Raw genomic sequence first — 22,128 nt, forward strand, 5'->3', positions numbered from 1 at the left:
CCGATGGCCATCATCATTGCTCTTGCAGAATTGCAGATATCAGCCCCCAAGGCAATATTGGTTAGCAAATCAAACCCATTGGATACTTTACCACTACAAATAACGCGGATTTTATCTCGTACACCAGTGCCAACAAGGGCATTATGCACAAAAACCAAACCAGATTCTAGAGGGGTTCCGATAAAGTTGGTATATTCAATTGGGGCAGCTCCGGTTCCGCCCTCAGCACCGTCTATCGTAATAAAATCAGGTAAAATGTTGGTTTTAAGCATGGCCTTACAAATGCCAAAAAATTCTTCTCTACGGCCAAGACATAATTTGAAACCAACAGGCTTTCCTCCAGATAAATCACGTAATTTTTTTACAAAATAAAGAAGGCCTACAGGATTATCAAAAGTGGTATGAGCAATCGGAGATAAAACGTCTTTGCCCATAGGGACTTTTCTTACTCTCGCAATTTCTTCAGTTAATTTGGCAGCAGGCAAAATTCCGCCATGAGAAGGTTTTGCTCCTTGAGATAATTTAATTTCAATCATTTTTACTTCATCACGAGAAGCTTCTTTAGTGAACTCCTGTTCATCAAAATTGCCCTCTTCATCTCGACAGCCAAAGTAGGCTGTACCAATCTGAAAAATAAGATCGCCACCTTGTAAATGATAAGGACTTAATCCTCCTTCACCAGTATTATGGTAAAATCCACCAATTTTAGCGCCTTTGTTTAATGCCATAATGGCATTAGATGATAAGGAACCAAAACTCATGGCTGAAATGTTCAATCTGGAGGCATTGTAAGGTTTTTTGCAATCAGACCCCCCCACATCAATTCTTGGCTCAACTTCACTGGAATGTTTGGGGGATAGAGAATGAAGTGCCCAAGTATAACCCACACTTAAAATGTCTCTTTCTGTTCCAAAAGGGATCGTGTCTCTAACACTTTTAGCACGTTGATAGATCATAGAGCGAGTTTCTCTGTTAAAAGGCAGTTCACTTTCGTCTGTAGCAATGAAGTATTGCTGAATTTCAGGCCGAATAAATTCTAAAAAGTATCTCACGTGACCCAACACAGGGAAATTGCGTAAAATCGTGTGTTTTCTTTGGGTTATATCATAAATCCATAGTATGATGAGAGGGATTGTAAAGGCAACAAACCATTTAATATCTTGCAGCATCGCAAAAAATGCAAAGATACTTAATAGAATTACTCCAAACCCTATATACCATTGACGTCTCATATTCAATTCCTTTTTGTTATATATCAAGAGTATAGAATGATTTGTTGCAGATTACTTAATTCATTATTTTGTTAGGCTACCATCAGCTTCAGAGCCAACGACTGCTTTATTAATCTTGTTCTCCAGAGAGGAAATAAATTGGGTTACTTGTAGGCGTTGTAGTTCCTGTTCGTTTTTACAAACAATTAATTCATGACTAATATCCAACGCAGCAAGTAGAAGAGTTTGAAAATTATCTAAATGCTTAAATTTACTTTTATTATTTTGCATTTTCTCATGAAGTTTTTCTGCTGCAAGCATCAAATTCACTTCTTCACCATCTGGGCATTTGATCTCATAAATTTTATTTAATAATTTTATTTTACACGATTTACTATTTGTCATTATCACGCCTTTGCATTTGCATAGTACTAAGCAAATAGTAACAATTTTGGTTTAACGCAGCAAATAAACCGCTTAGAAAACTCTATTGCAAAGAGCGACATCAATAGGATAATGAATCCTAAAGCTTTCTTATGTTGACTGTTTGCCAACAATTTCTAAAGAATCCTAATAATGAAAATTATATGTGCTGAAAAAGAGTAGCAGGTGAACACTGATTCTAAATGGGGTATCATTAGCTATCGTTTTAAATTGAGTTCAATATGTCTTTAGATAATGAGTTGCATTTGCCCAAATATGATGATTTTATTCAATCCATTTCTATTTTATCGTTAGGTATCTCAGGCAGCGAATTGCATGGAATGATGTGTGGTTATCTCTGTGCGGGAGCAGACGGTCAAGGGGAGGCCTATATTCGTGCCCTATTGAATAATAAAAAAGACGCAGAAAGTCGTAATGCCCTGTTAGCTATGTTTTCCGTATTTTCAATCAGTCAGCAACAAATTAATAATTTTGATTTTGAATTTGAAATGCTATTGCCTGATGACGAGGAGCCTTTAGTAGTACGTGCTCAGGCTTTCAGTGAGTGGTGTGAAGGGTTTACCCAGAGCTTGACTATTGCTGGAATTGGATTGGAGCAGTTTTCGGAAGAAGACTCTCAAGATGCTCTTCAGCATCTTATAGAGTTTGCTGAACTTGATTGCGAATCATTGGAAGTGGGTGAAGAAGATGAGAAAGCATTAATGGAGGTTAGTGAGTATACTCGTATGGCAGTACTTCGTTTGCATAGTGATTTAGTGATGCATACAAGAGAAAGTGGTGGCTCTGAAACAACACATTGAACAGGAATTATTAAGAAGGGAAATTAATATGATAAGCCAGCAAGAATATATGGCACGGAGAAAGAGTTTAGCAGCAAAGCTACCTGCGGATAGTGTTGCTATAATTTCTGCTGCTCATGAATCATTACGAAATGGAGATGCTCATTATCGCTTTCGCCAAGACAGTAATTTTTATTATTTGACTGGGTTTAATGAGCCTGATGCTTTATTGGTAATTATTTCGGGGAAAGAGGAGCAAAGTATTTTATTCAATCGTCCCCGAAATCCCCCTGAAGAGCAATGGACAGGAAAACGACTAGGCCAAGATGGAGCGGTGCAAGAGCTTGGAGTACAGATGGCTTACCCTATAACCAGTATTGCAGAGGAACTTCCCAAGCTACTGGGCGGGAAATCAGCTATATATTACAATCTTGGTAGTAATTTATCTTTAGAAAGAAGGATCATCCAGGCTCTCTCTTCAGTAAAAGCCCAGGTAAGGAAAGGAGTTAAGGCACCTGAATCTCTATGTGACCTTGAGCCCATTTTAAGTGAAATGCGTTTAATTAAAAGCAATGCGGAATTGGAATTAATGCGGCGAGCAGCTAATATTTCGGTAGAGGCACATAAAAGAGCAATACAACTTTGTCGAGAGATGGAGAATGAATATCAGCTGGAGGCGGAATTAATTTATGAATTCAGTCGCCAAGGTTGCCGTAGTGTCGCCTATGATCCTATAGTGGGCAGCGGGGCCAATGCTTGCATTCTTCATTACACAGAAAATAATAAACCTTTACGCCCTGGTGATTTGGTTCTTATTGATGCTGGTGGCGAATATGGTAATTATGCTGCAGATATTACAAGAACTTTCCCGATTAATGGTACTTTTAGCCCTGAGCAGAGGAGTATTTACGAATTAGTTTTAAAAGCTCAAAAAGCTGGGATTGCTGCAATTAAGCCTGGACTTCCGTGGAATCATATTCAACAAATTATGGTTAGAATTCTTACTACTGGACTTTGTGCATTAGGTATTTTAAAAGGAGATACGGAAGAGTTAATTAAGAATGAAGCGTATAAACCCTTTTATATGCATAATTCCGGCCATTGGCTTGGTTTGGATGTACATGACGCAGGACGTTATAAAATCAATAACGAATGGCGCCCCTTGGAGGCTGGTATGGTATTAACTGTCGAACCAGGTCTTTATATTAGTGCAGAAATAGAAGGTGTTGAAAAACGTTGGTGGGGTATTGGTGTTCGTATAGAAGATGATGTTTTGGTTACCAAAACAGGATATGAAGTGTTAACGAGTGCTTTACCTGTTGATGTGGATGACATTGAGGCTTTGATGCGTGGTGAATAGAGAGCTTGATATATTAATTATTGGTGGAGGCTTGACAGGTGCAAGTTTATTGCTGGCGTTACAGGGATTGGGTTTTTCTATTATGTTGGTTGAGTCCAAGCCTTTCAGTAATAAGACCAATCCTGATTTCGACGCTCGTTCATTAGCATTATCACCAGCCAGCCAGCGTATATTAAGTATGTTGGGAGTTTGGGATATTCTTAAAGAATATGCTACCCCAATAGAAATGATTCATGTTTCTGATCAGCATCGTTTTGGCATATCGCGTTTATACAGTGAAAAAAATAATCCCCTGGGTTATGTGGTAGAAATGCAATACATTAACAAGGCTTTGGAGTCTCTATTAAATAAAGAACAATTATTAGCTCCTGCTACTTTAAAATCCATCGATTTCAAAAACCGCGTCGCCACAATCATTACGGAGTCAGGTGATATTTCTATTGCAGCTCAGTTGATTGTAGCGGCTGATGGTACAGACTCTATATCGCGTCAATTATGTAATTTACCAGCCAAAGTCAAGAATTATGAACAACAAGGCATTGTTGCAAATGTAGGATTATTAAAGCCACATGGCAATCGAGCTTTTGAACGATTTACTCCTAATGGCCCTCTTGCTTTATTGCCTATGCAGGGGAATAAAATGTCATTAGTTTGGTCGTTGAAACCTCACGATGCACAGCGCTTAATGGTTCTGAAAGAAGATGATTTTTTGCGAGAATTGCAATCGGCTTTTGGCTATAGATTAGGCCGTTTTAATAAAATAGGAAAACGACATTCCTATCCTTTGAAGCAAGTCTTAATGCCCCAACAAAGTAAATGGCCTGTTGTTTTTGTAGGAAATGCTGCTCATACTCTGCATCCAGTAGCAGGGCAAGGATTTAATTTGGGACTAAGAGATGTCGCTGCTTTAGCTCAGTGTATTGCTAAGAATGGGTTAAATCCGCAAATGTTGGAACAGTATTTGAAAATGCGAGCACATGATCAGCAAATGATTACCTGGTTGACAGACGGTTTAATACACCTGTTTACTAGTCGTTTGCCAGGCATAGGTGTTGTGCGAAACTTAGGTTTGATTGCTCTTGATAATATACCCGCTCTAAAGAATATATTAGGACGATATGCTCGTGGTTTTGGGGGTATTTCTCCCGATTTGGTTTGTGAAATGGCACTAAGCAGAGGAGAATACAATGAGCCAACCATTTGATGTGCTTATTGTTGGTGGTGGCGTTGTTGGTTTAACTGCTGCATTAGCTATGGCACAACGTAATTACACTGTGGCTGTTATTGATGCTGGAATGCTATCTGTCGATACAAGCGGTACTGATTTACGCGTTTACGCAATCAATAAAGCATCACAAAGATTATTCAGAGAATTAGATGTATGGGCACATTTGGATAATACCCGAATTGCTCCTTATAGTCATATGCATGTTTGGGATGGTGTCAGTGGTGCCTATATTGATTTTGATTCACGCAGTATTGCCGAACCAAATTTAGGAGTAATTGTTGAAGAATCCATTCTAAAACAAGCTTTATTTCAGCAAATATCAAAAAATTCACAAATTAGCTTGTTTGCCCAAAACATGGTAAATAACATCATCAGTTCCGAGCACTCTATAGAAATTTCCAGCCAAAATGCCATCTGGCAAGGGCAGTTATTAATGATAGCCGATGGGGCAAATTCTCCTACACGCCAAAAGCTTAAAGTGGACTTAACCAGTTGGTCTTATGACCAACAAGCATTAGTTGCTATGGTCAATGTGGAGAAATCACATGGTAATACAGCTTATCAAATATTTAATCCGGATGGTCCGTTAGCATTCTTGCCTCTGGCTGATTCCCATCAATGCTCTATTGTTTGGTCAACTCAACCGAAACATGTGCAGAATTTACTAGCACTTGATGATAGTGAATTCAACAAGCAATTGACTAAAGCATTTGCTAATCAATTAGGCCAAGTGGAAGTGGCTAGCAGTCGACATCAATTTCCCTTGCAGATGAGGCATGTAAAACAATATGTCGGACAACGTTGGTTGCTACTGGGTGATGCAGCTCATACGATTCATCCCTTGGCTGGTCTCGGTTTAAACGTCGGTTTAGCCGATGTGAATAGCTGGATAAATTATATAGATAAGAATAAAGGGATACTAGTATCAAATAAAATCCTTGGCGCTTACCAACGGGAACGGAAGCATGCTGTTTGGCAAGTTATTTTGCTTATGGAGGGGTTCAAACGATTATTTGGAACGGCTTTTTCTCCTATTGCCTCATTACGTAGTTTTGGAGTACGTGCTTGTAATGAATTAGCGCCTATTAAAAGATTATTCATCTATCATGCTGCTGGTCTATAATCAATTAGGGTATGTTGGCAATTGCTCTCTACTCCACTACTTGTAGCTGTATTGTAGGCTTTTAATAAGCTTACGAGTAATAGTTGATAATGCAACTGCTCCACCGATTGTTGCTATCGGAACAATAATTGATGCTGCTAATGGAAAGAGTATAGCTATACCCCCAGCTGCGAGCGATATTATTCCGGCCCCAAAGACAAGGATACTATTAGCAGTTTCCGGCTTCTTCCTTGTTTCCATAATAGTTTTTACGTCTGTAGAGAGAGGATAGCTCGTGTTATTCTTTTGTTGCTGTACATTCAAACTCTCTTTAGTGGACTCAACAGATTTATCATAATTAAATACAACTGGCATAATAGTCTCCAAATAGATGAGTAATTATATTTAATCACAAAGAACAAGATTTGAACAATCAATTATTATAATAGAGGATAGAAGCTATTCTAATATCTATTTTTATTCAGTGTATTAGATGCGATAGATGCCAAATATATTGAATAACAATTATGCTGTATCATTAAGAATGGAAATCTACCATCTTATCTGTCTAGATGCACTTCTTTTAACTAGCTTACAATTCGATCTTTAATTTCCCATAGTCTAATGGGCATCACAGTCTAAATGAATTGCTTTCTTTCAGATTGTTAATTTAAATATTGATCTTTGGTGGAGATTGTAGAGTGTGTTTTTCTGCGAATTCAACACTATAATCGTCGTTTATTTGTACTCCAACATGATGTGAAGGTTCTAAAAGCAAAGGATTGGCATGAGGTACTTGATCCAATCGCAGAGAACTGTTATTACCTATCATTGACTCAACACTCCCATAGCCCCATTCATTTCCAATATAAGAGAACGCATCCGAGGGGTTAATAACAGCAGGTAAAAACTTCTCTGTTTCGCTCTCACTAAACGCTAAGACATCTCGAGTACTTTGATATACTTTTACATGCCCATTATAATCTGCGAATATTGCATCAAATTGTTCTTGCTGTAATTCGCCAAATATGGGGAATTCAATTTTCGTTATCCATGGGTATTTCTGTTCAGTTAATAATTGTTTATAAGCCCGTAAGTAATAGGGGAAAAGCAAATGTTGTATATCATAACTGCAATTAATTTTAGCAAAAAAGCCCATCCCAACAGCCGTTGCTTTTAATAAAGCTGGTTTTCCAGCTTCTTTTGCTGATTGATTCACTGAAGCCAAGAGCAATGAAATATCTTCTAGCTGATAGCGCTTATAGGCTTCAGCTAAGAAAATGACCGCATTTGATTTTCCGAAGCTGGGATAAAAAGTACCTTTTGAAGATCGTGCCAGATAGGGAAGTCCTATTCGAATACGGGACATCTCTTTATTGATGTCGAATTCATCAAGCTCCTTTTTAGCATCTTCAAACCTAACCGGTAAATTGTTATGCAAATGAGCAAATAGGGGTGAGTTAATGACGACATGATGTGATGGTCCAACATGAATAGAGAATAGTGGAGATAGTTTGTTTCGAAGGTTGGTCCTGCCAAAGAAAAAATATTCACTTTAATTGGCTTCGGGTATAACTTGATGGGATTTATTAAAGGGTAACCTCCTGCTGCAAAAACCTGGCTTTGTGATGCAATCACTTTTTTGCTCGCTGCTAATCTTTCCTTAGGCGATAATAATTCTGGATGCTTTTCCGGGATCTTTGCAAAGAATTCGGCATCTTTTGGGAAAGGCAAGCCATTCGGAAAATACCCAGATTTATCTCCCGCTACATTGATAGCAGTTACCTTGGTTAGTGCATCAGTTATGGCTTTGGTATCTGGGAGGTATTTACGATTGGCAAATACTTTAACCGACGGCTGGGTTTTTTCCAGCATCTCTGCAGAGATTTTCTTCCTTAAGCCACTCTCTTGTAATCGATGTTCAAACCATATTTTTGGGGCAGTTGCTTTTGGGATAGGAGTAGGTTTAAAAAAAGAACCCAATTTGGACCGCATAAATATCTCCCTGATAATCCTCATGTATTTCAAAATACCTAAGGTAGGTATTTGGGATAAACGGGTTATTCTTGTCATATAACGGAAGCCGTTTATTGTTTTATTGTATTTTATTATGGTCTAAATTAAAACCACAAAGTGCAAAATAAGTTAATATTAAGAAAATAAAATGCGTTCTTTGAATTTTAGAAGAGATAGCGCGCAAAAAATGAAGAATTGAAAATCTTCGGGAAATTGATTAGGTGTGTTGACAATGGATCTCCACCGCCTATTGGTTGCTATGGAATTTAACGAGCGAATTCTTGACGACAAAACGTTACTTTATCAGCAGTGGATTCGCCCCCATTTTCTTTAAAACGGGTTTCAATAGTTCTATAACGCTTAAGTCCACCTTCCCTGTTAGCAATTTGTATATTTAATCCTGGTCTGGCATTTAATTCAAGCATTAGCGGACCATTATCTTTATCAAGTACAATATCAACGCCTAAATAGCCTAATCCTGTTAGTTCATAACAACTGGATGCTATTTCAAGAATTCGGTTCCAATAGGGCACTTCAATTCCTACAATGGAATTTAAAGTATCAGGGTGGTAGTCTATGGTGTCATTTTGAAATACTCCACCTAGAGTTTTCCCAGTTGCGAGATCAACTCCAACTCCTATTGCACCTTGATGTAAATTTGCTTTTCCTCCAGACAAGCGAGTAGGAAGCCTTACCATGGCCATTGCTGGATAACCTAATAGAGTAATAATACGGATGTCCGGAATGCCTTCGTAACTGACCTCTGCAAACACTGGATCGACAACAACACGCTTTTCTATAATGGCATAATCAGAAGAACCTCCAAGGCTATAAGCCCCGGACAGCAAACAAGATAAATGATAACTAAGCTCTTGAACAGTAGTTAATTTACCATTAATTTGTCGATAACGGCCATGAACTTTATCTTTAAATACTAATATGCCATCGCCGCCAGAGCCTCTGGCTGGCTTTACTACAAAATCATTATAACTGGCAAATCGTGTTTCTATTGATTTGATTTGTTGTTCTGTTTCTATAATATCATACAAGGCAGGAACTGAAATTCCTGCTTTTAAGGCCAATTTTTTAGTTTTAAGTTTATCATCTACCAGTGGGAATAATTTTCTCGGATTATATCGTAATACAAAGTCGGTATTACGTTGATTAATACTCAAAACTCCATGATTCTTAAGACGGCGAAAAAGCTTGATCATTCTATGGCACTCGCAAGAGACTTAAAGCGTTTTAATTCAACTAAACGATAACCTCGGTATTGGCCAAACCATAAAATCATGGAGAGAAGCACTAGAAGCAGTTCAGGGAATGCAAAGACTAAATACTGTATAGGTTCATAACTCATAGCCCAATAAGAAAGAACTGCGGCCACAAGGCTACCAACACCTGACTTTATCGCTTCGGAAGCGCCTCGCTCATCCCATGTGATGCACATGCGCTCAATAGTCATGGTTAATATAACCATTGGGAATAAGGCAACTGACATTCCTGTATCCAAACTAAGGTTTTGGCATAGGACACTGATAAAAATCATTAGTAATATCACTACGGTAAGAATGGCGGCAAGCCTTGGTACCAATAATAATCTTAATTGATCCAGATAAAAACGGGCCAATAAACCAAAAGAAATAATAAGAATGAAAAGAGTAATGCCCCAGGCAACATGAGTTTCTCTAAATGCCAAAGCAATTAATACTGGCATAAAAGTGCCGAAAGTTTTAAGTCCCACGAAATTGCGTAGTATTAAAATGATAAAAGCGCCAATTGGGACGGTTAATAAAATTTTATAGATTCCCTGCACATTCACTGGAAGCTGGAGTAAAGAGAATCGTAACAGTTGAGAATCAGATTGTAGCCCCCTTGATTTAGCTACACTTAAGGCATTGATAGGTGTTGGCGATACAGTTAATGAAAATTGAGCTTTGCTACCTCCAATCACATTAAATAGGGGTCCATTTCCATATTGCCAGATAAGGAATTCTTTGGGTAAACCGGCACTGTTGGTTCTGGGATTAATATAAATCCAGTTTTTTCCATTAAAGACGGCGAGAAGAGATTTTAATTCCGCCTTTTTTTGTTGATTTAGATATATCCCTTGTACCGCAATGGCGGCAATTTTTGCTTGATTAAGAATTAAGATAGTAGCCTTGATAAGATTTTCATCACTGAACTCATTTCCTACTAAAAGCTTAGCATTCCCATCTTTTTTATTTAATTCCTTAATAGTACTTTGAGCAAACGTTTGAATGTCTGCTGACGTTAACCTTACCTGGTTGATAATGGTTTCGACCGCCGATTTTTGGCTGTCATTGAGTGGCTGCGATTTGATCACCGAAGGTTTTGGCAATGAGGATTCCTCACTATCTGTTTGGCGAAAGATAGCTCTATAATAAAGTGACTGAGGGCCATTTCCCCGTCGTATAGACCATACCGTTTCTCTATTATTACCATTTAAATTAGTGGTTACTCCATAATTTCTGGATACAAAATACTCATCTAGTATCGCAAAATTAGGAGGCAAATAAGGTATATTGAAGCTGGCTTTTATAGGGGTATTTTTATCTGCGTTAAAGCGTAAATTGGATTCAACCATCCAGCTATTGATAGTTTCGGTATCTGTTAATGGCACATCTAAAACGATATGTCTATATAAAAAAATACCTGTTCCTAGTAGCATTAAAGTAAGAATCAGACCATAAACATGACGCTTGTTGTTTTTCATTGTTTCACTTCGCCCTTAGATTTTGTTGTAAAAGTAAGAGCAGGATTAATAGCTCCATTAAAATCAATTATGGCATCTCTTCCCAATAGTAAAGGATAAAGGAACCGTTTTCTGTTGGTTAGATTGACTTGAATTGCCCTGACTTTATCGCCAAGTTTGATATTAATTAATACCACTGGTCGTTTTATTGGAGTAGTACTTAATAATCCTGCACTTGCTTCACCTGCCCGTATTTTTATTTTTACCTTGCCTATATATTCCCCTTCAAATATATAATTTCCATTTTTTGTAGGAACAGTAAAGCGCAAATAAGGAATTCCATTTTTTTCAATTTCGGTAATATTCACTGCATGTAATGAGGATGATTTAGCGCCAGTATCTAATTTTGCTGATAATGTAAGGTTTTGATCAATTAAGGTAGCTTTCTCAACATAACCGTAGATTTGTGCTTCATTGTTTGCCATAAGAGTCCCGGTCAATAATGACATAAATATAAAGAGAACAAGTTTCGATCTCATCTAATCCTCATATTGAGTTGCACTTTGGTGCAATATCGTAACAGGTTTAGAGCGTAAGTCACAGCCCGAGAGCAGATTTAGGCAAGAATTTTTTTAATTTCGCTAATAATTTCTGCTTAATAATATGATATTATTAAGGGTTTCTGATTGTTCCTGTATTTTTTTGATTCAGGATGAAAGTTTAATTGACATCAAGTTTAATTATACATACAATAGCGCCCAATCTTAGCCGATAGCACCATACCTGCACATGTCCTATGTGAGCGATGAACAGCAGGCTCCCGAGCCCTCCGATTTAGCTTTTATCCTAGCCATTGCTGGTCGTTTAGACGCGCAAAGTAGAATTCTTGCTCAAAAACTCGATAAAGATCGGCTGGTTTACTATGTGTACTCCATTTTAGATTCCTTAAGTTCTTCCTATAGCATGTTCAAATACTTTTTTGACGTGCTTTCTCCTTCTAAAGATAGTGATTCAATGCATGATTTCTTAAATTCCCCTACCGGAATAATCACTATTACAGCCGAATCGGTATTTTTAGTGGCATTTTCTTTTCTAGCATGCCGATTTGAGAATGAAAAAGAGGATTCTTATAAAAAATTTATTGCTACTGCCTGGCCTTATTTTCGCGATGTGATGAAGGGCTTAAAGAATGCTTATAAAGGTTGGAAAAGCACTGTGGAGGCATTTGGTTTAATTAGTGGGGTAGATGCAAAATTCCTTATTATTCCTGCTGGGGTAGCATTAGGAGTTCTAGCTGCGGCTAATAGGTTTTGGATCCGGAGTATGCTAGAAGAGCGCAAACAGATGATGAAGGCCAATATGGAGCTTCTTATCGAAATAAAAAAGCTAATGTCCTTATCTCATGAGGAGCGTATTACCTATTTAAAACAAATCAAATATCAGGCTTTACGAACTCGCGGGACGGCCTATTGTGCTGTTGCGGCAGGTGGGCTTCTTGATGGATTGTATTTATATGTTGGTGTATTAGGTTTGGCTGTATTGTCACCACCTCTGCTCGCTGCGATGGCTGCAATTTGCATTTTTTATACCGCTGCTTGTGTCATTACAAGACTGTATGAAGAGTATGACTTTCAATTAAAATTATTAATCACTCAAACCCAATGCCAATTACTTTTAATTACGAGAGAGTTAGAAACAAGCTATAAAAAGTTACTTTTACTGAAAGAAAAGTCTTTTAAAAATCAGGATGATCTAGAAGAGATCGAGCGACTGGAAAAAGCAGTTATAAATTTAATAAACCAATTTGATGACAAGCGAAGCTTATTATCCAGACAATCAAATCGCACTTACTTTACATCCGCTTTATTAGGAATGAAAAATGGATTGTATGCCTATGGGGCGTTAGCAAGCGTATTGTTTTTAGTTGGTTCTATTTTAGTTTTAACAGGAATTTCCTTTCCTCCTGCCTTGCTTGTAAGTTGTATCATTACAGGTTTGGTTTTAATTGTTGGATTCACACTTCATGCTGTAATAACTAATTATGTGCACTTAAAAAAACAAAATAAACAAGATGAGCGCCCTTACGATCGCATACTTAAATTAAAAAAAGATATTAATACGGAGCTTAGTCCAGAATTATTGGAAGCTCACGAATTCCATAAATCATTAAACGATGGTTTATCTTTAGACCCTTCCCCACAATTCTTTATTCAAGAGTGGTGCGAGGTTTTCCGCTCTTTGTTTTCTGGATGTGGTAAAGGGCAAAAATTTGTTGATTTTGCTGGGAACTCATTGCAAGAAAGAGGCGATGATGGTTACTATCATGATACTCCTGTTATGCATGTATTATCCATAATGAGTGCTCTATTATTTGGTTCCACTCTGGCCTTAAGAGCATTTGCAAGAGGGTTAGGGCGAAAACCTTTGGGGCAAATTAAGCTAACGGAAGATACTGAAGAACTCCCTGTTATGGTTGAGACAGAGGGGGGGCGTATTCAGAAGACCCAAGAAATAACGGAGTCAATCCAACCAGAAAAATCTCGGACTGATTCCCCTAAGCGTCCTGGCTCTTTATTGTCTTCCTTCGGAATATTTGAAAACACTCCCCCCAAAAATTACCCCCCAAAACCTTCAATTCGACACTCCATTAGCGAAACCACTTTAGATCAATTAAGTTCTAGCCAGAACAATACAATTCTGGGTTTAGCTTAGGATCGTTATACATCTTAAATTGATGATAAATCCTGAAAGTACGAGTTTTAGCGCGTACGTCATTAAATAATTCCTCTAAACACAAAGCTAATTGATCTCGCTGCTGGTGTATAATTTCTAACTTTTGTGCACAGGTTGTCCTGTGTTCCATGCTGGCATCCTGGCGTTTTGTTTGCACATCCATATGGTATGATTTCAAAGATAAAATGGATAGTCGATCAATAATCATTCCGGGTGATTCTGAATTGACAGGACAATTTTTATGACTTTCTGGTTGTAGTGCTCTGTAAAGCCATTCGTCCATAGCCTCCATGCGGTTATTTCTTTGTTGGTTGTGTGCGTCTATTTCTCGCTTAGCCTTATAAACAAATTCATAACCCATATCATCCCGACGGGCCTTATCTTCAGCGTGCCACAATTGGAAATTGAAAGCATGATTTTCTTCTACCAGCTTAAGAAAATGTTCATGTTGATATTCTATGCCACTTAACTTCCAACGAATAATACTTGTTTTATGAAGGTTAATAATAGTTGATGGATCAAATTTTTCTTGCATATCATAATCCCGCAGATTAATTGCGTTGTTTTTTACGAGTACTCGATATAAGGAAAATAGGATTTTTTCCTATAGCCGAGCTCCCTTTAGTTTAACCTGAATGAGGGAGTTGGATCTAGTTAGAGTAATTCCTTACAGTGCGATAGATGGATTATAGACTAGGTATTTATCTTATTACTGAGGTTAATCAACCACCATCACCAAAATAGGTATTGTAAATTGTTAAATAAGTCCCATTTTCTTCTATTTTTAATAAAGCACTATTAATTTCTTTAATTAATGGGGCATTTTTTTTGAGGGACAATATTCCATAACCATTACCTATTGGAACTTCTTCCCCTATCAATTTTAATTCTGTGGTAGAATTGCTAAGAGCATATTTTGCAACATTAGCATTGAGGACAACAGCATCAATGTCCTGATTCGTTAGTGCAGTTGCCATATCCGCGATTTTTGGGAATTCGACCAGCTCAAATAAATTTTGAAAATTGTCTTCAAGTAGTCCCCCATATAAAGTGTATTTTAAAACGCCTATTTTTTTGCCTTTCAGGTCTTTAACGGTGTTTATAGTATTATTAGATTTTAAAGTTACAAATTGTACATTGCTTGGTAAATAAGGAATGCTAAAAATATAGTCGGAATTATAAGTTGGAACAATGGGGGTCGGTGCAAGCACAATGTCCACTTCACCAGTGTTAAGGCTTGTGAATAATTTCTGGAGGTTCATTCCTTTGTATGCGCATTCCATGCGAATTATTTTGCAAATAGAATTCATTAAATCGATGTTAAAACCATAGAATACGGTTCCTCCGCTAGAGGTCGATACAAAGGGAGGGGCAAACTCAGGGACACCTATTATGAGTGGTTTTCCATAGGCATAGAAATTACAAATGAATAAAATAAATAACATGAGTCGTTTCATGCTTTAAGTCCTTTTAAGGATGTATTTAAAATTTAGGAAGAACGATCAATTTTGTCAAATTTTAAGCATAATGAATTATTTTTGATGACAATGAATCCCTTACCAAATCGATATTCCGTGCCTTAAGGCCATAGTCCATGTAAAATTTAGGCTTTGTTGTGGTATGAGCGGAACAAATGGATCTTTTGCATAAAATAGTCCATGAATTACTTCACTCGCAATGATGACAATAAAACTTTTTATTCCGAACAAAGGCCTAAAAGTTTCAAAAGCCATTGTTTAAGGGTATATTAAAATTATTATCCTTTGGCTCCATATTAGGCTTCTTTTGAAAATTACTCTGGCAAATGCAAGAGGAGTGGGTCCGGTGCATATGTCTTGGAAAAAGAATATAAAGATTCAAGCATTGCACGGGTGAAACCCTTGTTTTTGGTGTTAGAATTCAAGAAGCAGCCTATCTAAGAGGAAGGATTATTGAAGATGTTAGGGAAGAGTCGTAATGAAGCAGTTAATAGATATTATAAAAGGACAAATTCAACAGATCCCAATTCCAGATATAAGAAATTTGTTGTGGAGCCATTTTAAAGACGATGCTTATCATTTGACAAAGCTCTTTTGTAAACAACTTCCTGCCGATGAAAATCAATTAGAATTTGAAAAACCAATTCCTTTTCGGTTACCGCGATCATTATCGGTACTTGCAATTGTTTTGATTTATGCTCCAAACCAGCTGTGCCAAGAGATATTAGATAAATTACCGGAAGCATTAAATACGATAAATAAGCCAGAGGATCTCTCTCCTGATGAGTTAATTGATAAATTTTTGAAACAATTGGTACATTATAGTGCCTCATGGCCAATTATCATGGCACTAAAGAAACAGGGGGCTAAGGATTTAATTCAGATATTGGAAGAAGCAGACGAACGAAGTCTATTAGCTTTTTCCTATTTGACTAAAGGCACCGATCTTAATGTATTGATTGATACTTTTTTGGTAAAGAGCAGTGATGATTTGGAACTAGTCGATAGAAATCGCTTAGTTCAATTTTTGCGGCAACCTGATTTGTCTGGTTGGCTAAATCATTTTCTTGATGTATTGATTTATGGAGCTACTAACGTCCTCTCAATACATGTATTATTGCTAGCTGTTGCCCCTTGTGTTAAAGAGATTGACAGATTGAAGGAACTTAGGGCATGCCTTGCTCAATTTCCTTTTTCTATACACCTGCAAACCATGAGAGCTGTCTTTAATTTTTATCAAGATGGGTTAAAAAGGAATTTATTTTCTTCATTAAGTCATGTGTTAATATCCTTGCTCTATGATTTATTAAATCATTCCGAATTATCCGTACAAATTGAATTTTTTAAAGGTCTAAGTCAGGATACTTTTCTCTTATTAATTGAATATTGTTTAGCCGAATATGAAAAAAATGACGGACAAAGAAAACAGAAATACAAAAATTTACTAAGTATTCTATGTTCTGAGTTTTCTATACCAAATGAGGAATGTGTTAAGAAAATTAGGACAAGACTGAATCAACTAGACCCTTATCTTTTTGATAATAATCCCAAGTTATATCAGCTAGCTTTGGACCTATTAGCTAAATCAAATAAAGACAAGGAGGAATTTTCCACCTATTCGATAGTGAAATTATTATCTTTACCTCAATTTATTGAAGCGTGTAGTCCTTGGGTTTTAAAGAGACTAATCGAGCGCTACGGCCATCTATCTTTGACTTTGAGTCAAGCAGACTATAATCAAGAACCGCTATTTAAGGAATTAGGCCCCTGTTTTGATGAAATCAATGAACATATGGCGCGAATTGATCTTAATTTGCTCATGTATCCTGAGGCTAAATCCTATTGGCTGATGAAAAGAAACAAATTATTACAGTTTAGGCTTGAAAGCAGCCAAAGTTCTTTATTGCATCAGATGGAACGCTTATGTGAGGATTCAAATACCAATCATAAGGGATTAGAAGCCATATATCACTATTACAGCTTAAATTACCCTAATTTGCGATCTGATTTATTCCTTAGAGCGATAGCTTATATTTATTCTCCGGCTTTTTGTATCGATGAAGTTAGAAAACCCGAAGACCAAAATGCTTTCTTATATTGGTTAAATCAAAATTTTAATAAAATGACTGGTTTTACATCTGAACTAACTAGAGAAAAGGACGTTTTTTTGTATAACTCTGCCGGGCAAAAGATAGGCTTTCTAAACGAATCGAATATTGCCATGACTTTTATTGATGAAGAAGCTGTTTTATTAAATCAAACAGGCTCTACTAATGTGGCTGAGCCACTATATGATAAAGCAGGTCAAATTATAGGGTATTTAACTGATTCTAGTGTTTTAATCAGAGAGAAAGGCTTTCAAAAAAATGCTAGTGCTATGGTATTGAGCCGTTTACCTAAAAATGATTTGGAAAAGTCCTCTTTGGGATTGGAGCTGTTACTGCGCAATGTGGCATTGGAACACTCTATAGAAATGCTATACAGCACTGAATTACTTGGTTCTGATACAAACAAATATTTATGGTTAAACAGAAAATTATTAAAATTAATAGAAGAGGCTCAAAGAGAAATTTCCCCACATATTTTAAATCCCTTACTTGATCACTTTGATGATGAGTCTTTATTTGAATTATTAGGATCTATTCAGTGCAAACCAAATGCTATTCATCTTTTTCATTATCTCTTAAGCCATGATAATAGACGTTCTATTTTGTTCAGTGGATTACATGAATCTGATTTTCAAAGATTTTTAGAAAATCATGGTGCTGATGTTTGTTTGGCTGATTATTTGGCTAATTATTATGATAAGCCGTGGCTTTCAGAATGTTTATTACGATTTGCCTATTATGGTAAAAAAAATAAACATGGGAATCTTCTGAGTAATGCTTTGGCTTTTCTTGCTCAGGGAGCTCTTCAAGATAAAAAGCAAGCGATAATTTTTGATACGGTATTAGAAACTCTAATTCGCTCAGAAGAATGCGCCTCATTGGTATTGAGAGAATTTCTTAATGATAGAGATCAGACGTCAGTACAAAAAATAGCCAACCAGGAAATAGCTAAGGTAGTTCAATTTTTTGATAAACATCATTTAATGGCTGTGATTAAACAGTTAAACAAAACTTCTTATTGGGAAAAAAATGCCCAGTACAAATTAGTATTGCATATTTTAAATCATCATCATGGACGAATTTTTTCTGAAAATGATTTTTGGTTTGATTCCAGACAATCGACATGGCAAGACAAAGAACTAAAAGCGCTGGCCTGCTTTGTAAGTCGTCATTTGTCTAAAAAACGCGCTTTGGATAATAATTATAATATCGGTTATAGTATTTTAGGCGAATTAATTTTTCGCTGTGCCCGCTCAGGGATAACCCAATTATTTTATACTCGAAAGACTTTAAATCGAGCAATAGCGCGTTTGTCTTTTACAAAACCATTCTTACTTAGGCTAGTGGATAAATTATGGGTTCCTAAAGGAATTAGAGAAGAATATACAGCTCTGTTCTTGCCCAGGAAGTCATGGTTTGATAATCCAGTCTTTTTACAAAAGGAATTAAAAGATCGACAAATTTTATGCGATTGGAGTGATTTCATTAAGCAAACCTGGGGTAAAAATAATGGGGAAAAGCCACCTGTAATCTGTGCTTATTTGTTGAGCTACTCGGGTAATAAAACTGCGTTATTGCGATTATTAAGGGATTATTTTAATTTTTTTCAAAAAATACCTGAGTCTATTCAACTGGTTAGTAAATTATTGCGACTTTTCCCGCAACGCGATATGTCCGCAGTGTTATACGATGCTCTGGAATCAGCACTGATTGAAAAACCGCAGTTGTTGAATAAACCTATTTTAAGTGACATGGTGTTTTATTATGGAGAGCGGTGTATCAAACAGAAAATAGGTCACTATCAGGCTGAATTAAACTTGTTAACTTATTGGGGACAGAATAAACACTATTCTTTAGTAAAAAAAGGATGTGAATTATTACTTGAGAATTGCAAAGATAAAAGAGTAAGAAATCAATTAATAAAAGCAATTAACGAAGCGACAGTAGAGCAGGATTTAAGTTCCATTATAGGAAAATTCTATTTCGATTTAGTGAAATTTTTTAAAAGATTATGGCATTATGGTTTTAATGCAGAAAAAAACTCCTCCAAAATTGTAAAATTTTGTGATGATTCGGTGCTTGGTCCTAAGCGTAAACAAGCTGAGGATTTTGTTAAAATACCGATCCCAGAAAGTGTCTCTAATTCTCATTATTTAGGATTTTCTGAAAAACGCAAACAATTATTTAAACTTTTAGCTACGATTAAATGTAGTCCCGCTCATTTTCCACAAACGGTAATTCATTCAGACGGTGCTCAAACTTTCTTTGGTGATCAAACTAAAATTTCGACTAATTCTTTGCCTTCTGCTACATCAAGCCCAGTCACATATGCGAACTGATTACACGGGACAGGTGTGGGGAGTTTATTTTTGCAAAACGTATTTTCCTGGTGCCTCTGGTAATTTTGAGTCCAGCTTAGGAGGAGAAATACGTTCCCGGGAATCCTGTTTTACTAACCAATGATGCCAACCTTTCCACCATGAACCTTTTCGCTTGCTCGCAGCACTTAACCAATTTTGGGGATCTAGATATGGCATATCAATATTATGTTCATAAATATAATAAGCTGATCCTTTATGATTGGGTTCAGCGATGATTCCTGCATTATGCCCGCCGCTTGCCAGTACAAAAGTAATAGGACTCTTAGTCATTAGATGAATTTTATAAACTGATTGCCAGGGTGCGACGTGATCTTTCTCTGTCCCAACAGAAAAAATTGGGATATGGATATTTTCAGCGGCTACTGTTTTTCCTTCTACCAAGAAATGCCCTTTTGCAAAGTCATTGTTTAGAAATAATTTTTCAAGGTATTCGCTATGCATTTTGTAAGGCATGCGCGTTGCATCAGCATTCCAAGCAGTTAAATCAATCATTCCACGGCGCATACCGTGCATATAATCCTGAACCATTTTTGACCAAATCAGATCATAAGCGCGTAACATTTGAAAAGATCCAGCCATTTGTTTAGTGTCTAAATAGCCTTGATCCCACATTATATTTTTAAGAAAAGAAACCTCGGTTTCGGTGATGAACAGCATCAGTTCCCCAGCTTCGGAAAAATCACCCTGGGCAGCAAATAAGGTTAGACTATTTAGGCGCTCATCTTTATCTCGAGCCATTGCTGCTGCTGTAATCAAAGCCAAAGTACCTCCTATACAATAACCTGTTAAATTGATTTGAGTTTGGGGAAAAATTTCAGAGATTTTATCGATAGCTGTCATGGCGCCGCGTCTATAATAATCATCCATTGTTAAATTACGATCATGCTCATCTGGATTGCGCCATGAAACCATAAACACAGTATGTCCTTGCCCCACAAGCCATTTGACCAGGGAATTATTAGGAGATAAATCAAGAATATAATATTTCATGATCCAGGCAGGTAGTATTAAAACAGGTTCCTTGAAAACCTTTTTAGTTCGTGGTTCATATTGGATAAGTTCTATCAGGTGATTATGAAATACAATTCTTCCCGGAGTAATTGCTATATCTTTCCCAGGTATGAAATTTTCAGAGCCGGTAGGTGGTAATCCTGTTAATCGCTCAAATAGATCTTCAAATGCAATTTGAGTGCCATGCAGAAGATTTTCTCCATTGGCTCGAATGGTTTCATGAAATAAATCTGGATTAGTCAAGACAAAATTGGAGGGGACAGAGCATCAAGAAATTGTCGTGCCCAAAAGGACACTGTACGTTTAACGGGCTGAGGTAATCCTGGAACGTCAGTTGTAGCTCGATGCCACCAATCCTCAGCCTGAAGGAAGCTCTCTGCCCATAATCGCCAAGGCATGTCTTCCCAGCTTTCTTTACGAAAACGGACGTCCTTTCCACCCTCCGTACGATCGGTGCAAAGAATGTTATTAATACAGTCATTAGAATGCAAAATAGGGTATAATGCTAATTCCAGCAATAATCCTGGCGCTTCTGCCAATTGTGAAAGCCATATAAAATAGGCATTGCGCATAGAAGCCGGACTAATGCCTGCTGTAAATTTAGCAAGATTGGCTTGAAAGCGTTTATCAATAAATCTAAAAAAATTACTGGAATTATCGATGTTGCTCTCGTCAGAACAACAGATTTCTTTATCAGTTATGGATAAATTTTCTATTTTTTTCGCCTTCATAACGATATCCTTAACTGGTTATGAGATAAGAATTCTTTATATGATCACTATTAATAAATAGTAGCATATCTACAAACCTCTAAGGGCAAGTTGGGGGAGAAGAAGGTTCTGCACTGAATTCAGCTACGATTATTGCCATGCGAGATTAAAGTGATAATTGTTGTTTATATGTATGCTAGGTAATTAGGTAAAAATTGAGAAGCAATGCTCCTCCTTTCTTGTGTTTTCTGAGATCAAATGATTCTTCTTTTTTTCTGTATACCCAGATACACTAGGTATTTAACTTGGTCTGCTTATCATCATAAAACAATTACGGAGTGAATTATGAGAATTTTACTCTCTTTCTATCTTTTATTATTGTCTACTGGGCTTTTTGCTGAATCGACCTTTCCTAAGGGTTGTCTGGCTGTCCCTGTACAAGGTGAATCCGTCACATTAAAAGCAAAAAAAAGTAAATTAGTATTTATCCACAATATTACAAACGTGGACCTATGGATTACTCATCCCGTCACGAATCCTGGAGCTAGCGCTGGTTGGACAAGCCGGCTACAAGCTGGTAATTGGTCTGCCTTAGTGGTGGATAAGACTGCCTTTGCCTTGAATTGTATTGAATCAAGGCCAGGGCATGAACAGCAAATACCATGTGAAGGTGCTATCGCTGTATGTAAATGGAAAGGAGTAAAAATACCAACAAGTGATCAAGGCACTTTCTGGGCAGGAGAAGATTTATCTTTAGCAGGGCTAACCGCTGCAATTGGTGGAAGAGGTTTTGTTTTGCCTGAGCATTAATAGCTCAGAAGCCTTGAGATCAAGCTAAGTGTTAAACTTAA

The 22,128-nt window shown here is 37.0% G+C and carries 17 protein-coding genes and 1 pseudogene; 7 read left to right on the forward strand and 11 right to left on the reverse strand.

The annotated features are described in order from the left end of the window. Positions 1-1,232 (reverse strand): FMN-binding glutamate synthase family protein (locus tag OK13_RS08605; RefSeq protein ID WP_035890162.1); only part of this gene is annotated, 1,232 nt, incomplete at its 3' end. Between the two features lie 63 nt (positions 1,233-1,295). After that, positions 1,296-1,616 (reverse strand): cell division protein ZapA, encoded by a 321-nt coding sequence (locus tag OK13_RS08610; protein ID WP_035890165.1) that lies wholly within the window; start codon positions 1,614-1,616, stop codon positions 1,296-1,298. A 260-nt stretch (positions 1,617-1,876) separates the two neighbouring features. Here OK13_RS08610 and OK13_RS08615 point away from each other — a divergent pair, with 260 nt between their 5' ends. From OK13_RS08615 to OK13_RS08630, 4 genes are read left to right on the forward strand one after another with little or no spacing between them, the layout of a single operon-like run. Beyond that, entirely contained in the window at positions 1,877-2,455 is a 579-nt protein-coding gene (locus OK13_RS08615) for a UPF0149 family protein (RefSeq protein WP_035890170.1), read from the forward strand. A gap of 28 nt (positions 2,456-2,483) precedes the next feature. Next, the gene (pepP, locus tag OK13_RS08620; protein ID WP_035890223.1) at positions 2,484-3,794 is read left to right on the forward strand and encodes a Xaa-Pro aminopeptidase; all 1,311 of its coding nucleotides are present in this window, start codon (positions 2,484-2,486) and stop codon (positions 3,792-3,794) included. Then, entirely contained in the window at positions 3,784-4,998 is a 1,215-nt protein-coding gene (gene ubiH, locus OK13_RS08625) for a 2-octaprenyl-6-methoxyphenyl hydroxylase (protein WP_035890172.1), read from the forward strand. The genes pepP and ubiH overlap by 11 nt, the downstream gene beginning before the upstream one ends. Next, a complete protein-coding gene (locus OK13_RS08630; protein WP_035890174.1) occupies positions 4,982-6,145 on the forward strand; it encodes an FAD-dependent oxidoreductase in 1,164 nt (387 codons plus the stop codon). The genes ubiH and OK13_RS08630 overlap by 17 nt, the downstream gene beginning before the upstream one ends. A gap of 36 nt (positions 6,146-6,181) precedes the next feature. Here the strand turns inward: OK13_RS08630 and OK13_RS08635 are convergent, their stop codons facing one another. The 6 genes from OK13_RS08635 to OK13_RS08655 all read right to left on the reverse strand — a co-directional run bounded on the left by OK13_RS08635 (position 6,182) and on the right by OK13_RS08655 (position 11,395). Further along, positions 6,182-6,499 (reverse strand): hypothetical protein, encoded by a 318-nt coding sequence (locus OK13_RS08635; RefSeq protein WP_035890176.1) that lies wholly within the window; start codon positions 6,497-6,499, stop codon positions 6,182-6,184. A 295-nt stretch (positions 6,500-6,794) separates the two neighbouring features. Next, complete coding sequence (locus tag OK13_RS15850; RefSeq protein WP_277619286.1) at positions 6,795-7,493, reverse strand: hypothetical protein; 699 nt, start codon at positions 7,491-7,493, stop codon at positions 6,795-6,797. Continuing rightward, positions 7,475-8,119: a hypothetical protein gene (locus OK13_RS15855; protein WP_277619287.1), complete on the reverse strand. Its 645-nt coding sequence runs from the start codon at positions 8,117-8,119 to the stop codon at positions 7,475-7,477. Before OK13_RS15855 ends, OK13_RS15850 begins: the two co-directional genes overlap by 19 nt. A gap of 287 nt (positions 8,120-8,406) precedes the next feature. Then, positions 8,407-9,354, reverse strand: coding sequence for an alpha-L-glutamate ligase-like protein (locus OK13_RS08645; protein WP_035890182.1), 948 nt, complete (start codon positions 9,352-9,354; stop codon positions 8,407-8,409). Further along, a complete protein-coding gene (locus tag OK13_RS08650) occupies positions 9,351-10,877 on the reverse strand; it encodes an inactive transglutaminase family protein (protein WP_035890183.1) in 1,527 nt (508 codons plus the stop codon). Before OK13_RS08650 ends, OK13_RS08645 begins: the two co-directional genes overlap by 4 nt. After that, positions 10,874-11,395, reverse strand: a complete 522-nt coding sequence (locus OK13_RS08655) for an ATP-dependent zinc protease family protein (protein WP_035890184.1) — start codon at positions 11,393-11,395, stop codon at positions 10,874-10,876. Before OK13_RS08655 ends, OK13_RS08650 begins: the two co-directional genes overlap by 4 nt. A 250-nt stretch (positions 11,396-11,645) precedes the next feature. Here OK13_RS08655 and OK13_RS08660 point away from each other — a divergent pair, with 250 nt between their 5' ends. After that, positions 11,646-13,568, forward strand: a complete 1,923-nt coding sequence (locus tag OK13_RS08660) for a hypothetical protein (protein ID WP_035890185.1) — start codon at positions 11,646-11,648, stop codon at positions 13,566-13,568. Here the strand turns inward: OK13_RS08660 and OK13_RS08665 are convergent. Together OK13_RS08665 and OK13_RS08670 are read right to left on the reverse strand one after the other, a co-directional pair. Next, positions 13,534-14,124: a DUF4254 domain-containing protein gene (locus tag OK13_RS08665; protein WP_035890189.1), complete on the reverse strand. Its 591-nt coding sequence runs from the start codon at positions 14,122-14,124 to the stop codon at positions 13,534-13,536. The genes OK13_RS08660 and OK13_RS08665 overlap by 35 nt on opposite strands. 187 nt (positions 14,125-14,311) lie before the next feature. Then, entirely contained in the window at positions 14,312-15,046 is a 735-nt protein-coding gene (locus OK13_RS08670; RefSeq protein WP_035890195.1) for a transporter substrate-binding domain-containing protein, read from the reverse strand. 499 nt (positions 15,047-15,545) lie between these two features. Between OK13_RS08670 and OK13_RS08675 the strand changes: the two genes are divergently transcribed. Next, entirely contained in the window at positions 15,546-19,514 is a 3,969-nt protein-coding gene (locus OK13_RS08675; RefSeq protein WP_035890201.1) for a hypothetical protein, read from the forward strand. A gap of 24 nt (positions 19,515-19,538) precedes the next feature. Here OK13_RS08675 and OK13_RS08680 read toward each other — a convergent pair. Beyond that, positions 19,539-21,220 (reverse strand): annotated as a pseudogene (locus tag OK13_RS08680) (PHA/PHB synthase family protein); the annotation flags it as partial. 402 nt (positions 21,221-21,622) lie between these two features. Here OK13_RS08680 and OK13_RS08685 point away from each other — a divergent pair. Further along, complete coding sequence (locus OK13_RS08685; protein WP_035890207.1) at positions 21,623-22,087, forward strand: hypothetical protein; 465 nt, start codon at positions 21,623-21,625, stop codon at positions 22,085-22,087. Positions 22,088-22,128: the final 41 nt, after the last annotated feature.

Source organism: Legionella norrlandica (assembly GCF_000770585.1).
GTDB classification, from domain to species: domain Bacteria; phylum Pseudomonadota; class Gammaproteobacteria; order Legionellales; family Legionellaceae; genus Legionella; species Legionella norrlandica.